The organism is Streptomyces sp. 8N616, assembly GCF_052246385.1.
Classification (GTDB): Bacteria; Actinomycetota; Actinomycetes; order Streptomycetales; family Streptomycetaceae; genus Streptomyces.
Genome location: NZ_JBQQBY010000077.1, coordinates 1 through 4,502 on the forward strand (window position 1 = coordinate 1; position 4,502 = coordinate 4,502).

A 4,502-nucleotide genomic window follows, 5' to 3' on the forward strand; every position below is an offset into this window, starting at 1 on the left:
GCGATGAGGGTGCCCCCATCGCCCCGCGGAACGAACGCCCACAACGTGGCTACGCTCGACAGTGCGCAGTGCTGCGCGGGCGAGCAGGGGGATCGGGAGGTGGCGCAGTGCCGGTGGACATCACCTGGTGGGGTCACGCCACCGCGACCGTCGCCGACTCCGGTGTCCGCGTGCTCACCGACCCCCTCTTCGTCCGCCGCCTCGCGCACCTGCGGCGCCGCAGGGGCGCGCTGCCGCCGCCCGAGGCCGCAGTCGCCGACGTGGCCGTCGTCTCGCATCTGCACGCCGATCACCTCCACCTCCGGTCCCTCGAACGACTCGCGTCCGGCACCCGGCTCCTCGTGCCGTACGGCGCGCAGCGCGCCGTTCCCGGGCTGCGGCGGCTGGCCGCGGGTGCCGGGCTGCGCGTCACCGAGGTCGTGCCGGGCGACGAGGTCGTGGTCGGCGATGTGGTGATCCGCGCGGTGCGGGCGGCGCACGACGGGCGGCGGCTGCCGTACGGGCCGCGCCGCTCCCCCGCGCTCGGCTACGTCGTGTGCGGCGAGGCGCGGACGTACTTCGCGGGCGACACCGGTCTCTTCGCGGAGATGGCGGACGAGGTGGGGCCGTGCGATGTGGCGCTGCTGCCGGTCGGCGGCTGGGGCCCGTACCTCGGTCCCGGTCACCTCAACGCCACCCGGGCCGCGCAGGCCCTGGCCCGGCTGGCCCCGCGCAGCGCGGTTCCGGTGCACTACGGCACGTACTGGCCGATCGGTCTCGACCCGGTCCGGCCGCATGAATTCCACGCGCCGGGCGAGGAGTTCGTACGGCACGCGGCACAGCTGGCGCCCGGCGTGGCGGTGCACCGGCTCGGCCAGGGAGAGACCGTGCGGCCGGAGGTCGCACGGTGATCGCGGTGATCCCCGAGCTGCTGCGGGACCTGTCCCGGGATGTGGTGAGCTCGGTGCCGCCGGAGTCGACCCAGCAGGCGGTGGGCTATCCGTCGCTGTTCCTGCTGGTCGTGCTCGGGTCGCTGGTGCCGGTGGTGCCGACCGGAGCGCTGGTCAGCTCGGCCGCCGTGGTGGCCTTCCACCAGACCGCGCCGTTCACGCTGCTGGTGGTCTTCGGCGTGGCGGCCCTCGCGGCGTGCCTCGGCGACATCGGCCTCTACTGGCTGGGGCAGCGCGGCGTGGGGTCGAAGAACGGCTCGCGCTGGCTGGAGCGGCTGCGCGAGCGGGCCGCGCCCGACCGGCTCGAGGCGGCTCAGCGGAAGCTGGGCGACCACGGGGTGGCGGTGCTGGTGGTCTCCCGGCTGATCCCGGCGGGCCGGATTCCGGTGATGCTGGCGTGCCTGCTCGCGCGGATGCCGATGCGGCGGTTCGTACGCGGCGACGTCCCGGCGTGCCTGGCATGGGCCGCGACGTACGGGCTGATCGGGATCCTCGGCGGCTCGCTCTTCCCGGAACCCTGGGAGGGCGTGGTGGCGGCGGTGGCGCTGACACTGCTGATCAGCGCGGTTCCTGCGGTGTGGCGGCGCGTCGCGCCCGGCCGGGCGAGCGAGAGCTGACCGGCCATGGCGCACATGCCAGTTGACTGACGGCCCGTCAGTCACGGGGCGAGCACCCGGGAGGCGCCGACCGGGAGGTCCCAGAGCTCGTCGCGCGGGCGGCCCGCCGCATCCCAGGCCGCGCGCACCCGCGTCAGGGGTTCGAGCGGCGGCTCGGCGGACAGCAGGAACGTCCCCCAGTGCATGGGGGCCATGACCCGCGCCCCGAGGTCGAGGCAGGCCTGGACCGCCTCCTCGGGGTCGGTGTGCACGGTACGGAGCATCCAGCCGGGGTCGTACGCCCCGATCGGCAGCAGGGCCAGGTCGATGCCCGGATGGCGCCGCCCGATCTCGGCGAACCAGTGGCCGTAGCCGGTGTCGCCCGCGAAGTACACCCGCCGCCCCTGCGCGTCGCTGAGCACCCAGCCGCCCCACAGCGAGCGGCAGGTGTCGGTCAGGGTCCGCTTGCTCCAGTGGTGCGCGGGCACGAAGTCGAAGCGGACGCCACCGCCTTCGGACGGCAGCTCCGCGGCCTCCCACCAGTCGAGTTCCGTGACCCGGGTGAAGCGGCGGCGCCGGCACCAACCGCCGAGTCCTGCCGGTACGAAGAGGTGGGTGTCGCGCGGCAGCCGCTTGAGGGTGGGGGCGTCCAGGTGGTCGTAGTGGTTGTGGGAGATGACGACCGCGTCGATCTCCGGGAGGTCCTCCCAGCGGACGCCGACCGGCGTGACGCGGGCGGGCGTGCCGAGGATCCGGCGCGACCATACGGGGTCGGTGAGGACGGTGAGGCCGCCGATCCGTACCACCCAACTGGCGTGTCCCGCCCAGGTGACGGCGACGGTGTCGGGCCCGGCCTCCGGCAGCGAGCCGGGCTCGAACGGGATGCGCGGGATGTCGCGCCGGGCGTCGGCGGCGGCCGGGCGCAGACCGCCTTCCCGCGCGACCCGGGCGAAGGCGCGGACGCCGGGCAGCGGGGAGGTGAGCCGGCCGGCGAAGGAGCCGGGCCAGGCGCGGGACTCGCCGAGGGGGCGCAGTGCGGTGCCGGGGCGGGAGGCGGGGCGGGAGGCGGGGCGGGAGCCGGGCCCGGCGCCCGGAAGGGACCCGGGAACGGACCCGGCCCCGGGGGTTCCTGGAATCGGGTGCTCGGTCCGTTCCGTCATCGCGGGGCTCCGTCCAGTTCTGCGCATGCCGATGCGAACAACCTCAACGCCTCGTCCACATGCGGCAATTCCAAGGGGTCCGGAGCGGTGAGGGCCTGCAGCCGCTGCTCGTCGGAGCCGCCGAGGAGCGGTCCCGTGGAGAGGCGTACGCGAAGCGTGTCGGGGCCGTCCCCGAAGCGGTGCCCGCCTGGCACCGGCGCCCCGATGCGCCGCGTGAGATGGTCCTCGAGCTCGACGGAGTCGGTGATGCCGCGGTCCGTGAGCGCGGGGCGCAGCGGGTCGAGATCGGCGTAGAGGTGGCTGCCGGCCTGCGGCGGGCGCACCAGGACTCCGGCCGCGGTGGCGGTGCGGTGCAGCGCGCCGGCGAGGACGGCGTGCAGCCGGTTGGCCGCGGCGAGGCGGGCGGTGACGGGGCCCGGTTCGCCGAGGGCGTGCGCCACGGCGGCCGCGACGGGCCCGGCGCATACGGCGCGCAGGCCGGCGAGGGCATCGAGCGTGGCGGCGTGCAGCTCGCCGCCGCGCCTGGTACCGGGGAAGCGGGCGATCGCGGCGGGCCAGCCGGGCGGTACGAGGGCCTCGCCGAGGTCCACGATGACGACGACGTCCCGCGAGTACATCTCGGCGGGGCTGAACAGCACGGTTCCGCCCGCGTCGTGGACGGTGTCCCGGAACGTCTCGTCGCTGATGATCAGCAGGCTCTCGTCGAGCGCGGCCTCGCAGACCTCGTGCATCAGCTCGGGCGGCGCGACGGTGCCCGACGGATCGTCGGCCACGGACAGCAGCAGCGCCCGCGGGTCCCCGCCCTCGCGGCGGACTCGGCGTACGGTCTCCAGCAGGGCGAACGGGTCGGGCACGCCGCCGCACTCGGCGGGCGTCGGCACGTGGTACGCGTACCGGCCCAGCAGCCGGGCCTGCGGGGCGTACCAGGCGGCGCAGGGGCGCGGCACGAGGACGTCGCCGCCGGTCGCGGCGAGCAGCGCGAGGAGCAGCGGCTCGCCGCCGGGGGCGGCGGCGGCGTGGGAGGTGTCGGTCGGCAGACCGCGCCGCGACCAGTAGCCGCAGGCTGCTTCGAGTACGTCGCGCCCGCCGCCCACGGGTTCGGGACCGGCGCCGTGGGCGGCCCCGGCGAGCCGCTCCGCGAGCTCCGGCAGCACCGGCAGCCCGGGCACGGAGGCCGGCGGCCCGAACGGCGCCGGTCCGCGTCCCTCCGGTGCGGTGCGCTCCATCCCTACCTCCGACGGGGGTCGATCCGCGCCCGGGGTCACATCCCGCCCAGGACCCGGATCTCCACCTTCCCAGATCGCCGCTGACCGGCAACGGGACGACACGTACCCGCCAAGCGCTCCCGCGCTTGACGGGCCCCGCCCGATGGGAACCATCGACGAGCCCCGCCCGATGGGAACGCTTGGCGGGCGGGGCCCGCCGAGCCGCGGGAAGTCCCGCGAAGCCCCGGGCGCTCCGCGCCGAAGGCGCGGGGCGGACCACGGACCCGCAAGCCCCGCGGGCGGTCCGCGGGGCGGCCCCCCGTGGGCGGTGTGGACCACAGACCCGCGAGCAGGATCCCGCAGGGACGGTCCACGGGGCGTAGCTCCCTGGAACGCGGAGGACCACGGACCCCGCGAGCGGGATCCCGCGGGGCCTCGCGGACGGGATCCCGCGGGGACCCGTCCGCGGGGTGGGCTGGGGGACGCGGGGGGGTGCCTCTATGTCTGTGGTCAAGCGAGGCGTGGGGTTCTGGGTTCGTAGAAGGTGCCGTCGCGGAGCATGGCGAACAGCACGCTGATGCGGTGGCGGGCGAGGCGGAGGAGGGCCTGGGT

4 protein-coding genes are annotated in these 4,502 nt (G+C 76.0%); 2 read left to right on the top strand and 2 right to left on the bottom strand.

The genetic code is table 11. The features are described 5' to 3' along the window. The first annotated feature begins 107 nt into the window (after positions 1 to 107). Positions 108 to 890 (top strand): MBL fold metallo-hydrolase, encoded by a 783-nt coding sequence (locus ACTWQC_RS35575; RefSeq protein WP_443320008.1) that lies wholly within the window; start codon positions 108 to 110, stop codon positions 888 to 890. After that, positions 890 to 1,546 (top strand): DedA family protein, encoded by a 657-nt coding sequence (locus tag ACTWQC_RS35580; RefSeq protein ID WP_443320011.1) that lies wholly within the window; start codon positions 890 to 892, stop codon positions 1,544 to 1,546. Before ACTWQC_RS35575 ends, ACTWQC_RS35580 begins: the two co-directional genes overlap by 1 nt. A gap of 41 nt (positions 1,547 to 1,587) precedes the next feature. Here ACTWQC_RS35580 and ACTWQC_RS35585 read toward each other — a convergent pair whose 3' ends face one another. Both ACTWQC_RS35585 and ACTWQC_RS35590 read right to left on the bottom strand, forming a co-directional pair. Then, positions 1,588 to 2,685, bottom strand: coding sequence for an MBL fold metallo-hydrolase (locus ACTWQC_RS35585; protein ID WP_443320009.1), 1,098 nt, complete (start codon positions 2,683 to 2,685; stop codon positions 1,588 to 1,590). Continuing rightward, entirely contained in the window at positions 2,682 to 3,911 is a 1,230-nt protein-coding gene (locus ACTWQC_RS35590) for an aminotransferase class I/II-fold pyridoxal phosphate-dependent enzyme (RefSeq protein ID WP_443320010.1), read from the bottom strand. Before ACTWQC_RS35590 ends, ACTWQC_RS35585 begins: the two co-directional genes overlap by 4 nt. Positions 3,912 to 4,502: the final 591 nt, after the last annotated feature.

Bases quoted from the DNA above. Each gene is read 5' to 3' on its own strand.
- ACTWQC_RS35590 (WP_443320010.1), bottom strand. From the start codon at position 3,911: ATGGAGCGCACCGCACCGGAGGGACGCGGACCGGCGCCGTTCGGGCCG.
- ACTWQC_RS35585 (WP_443320009.1), bottom strand. From the start codon at position 2,685: ATGACGGAACGGACCGAGCACCCGATTCCAGGAACCCCCGGGGCCGGG.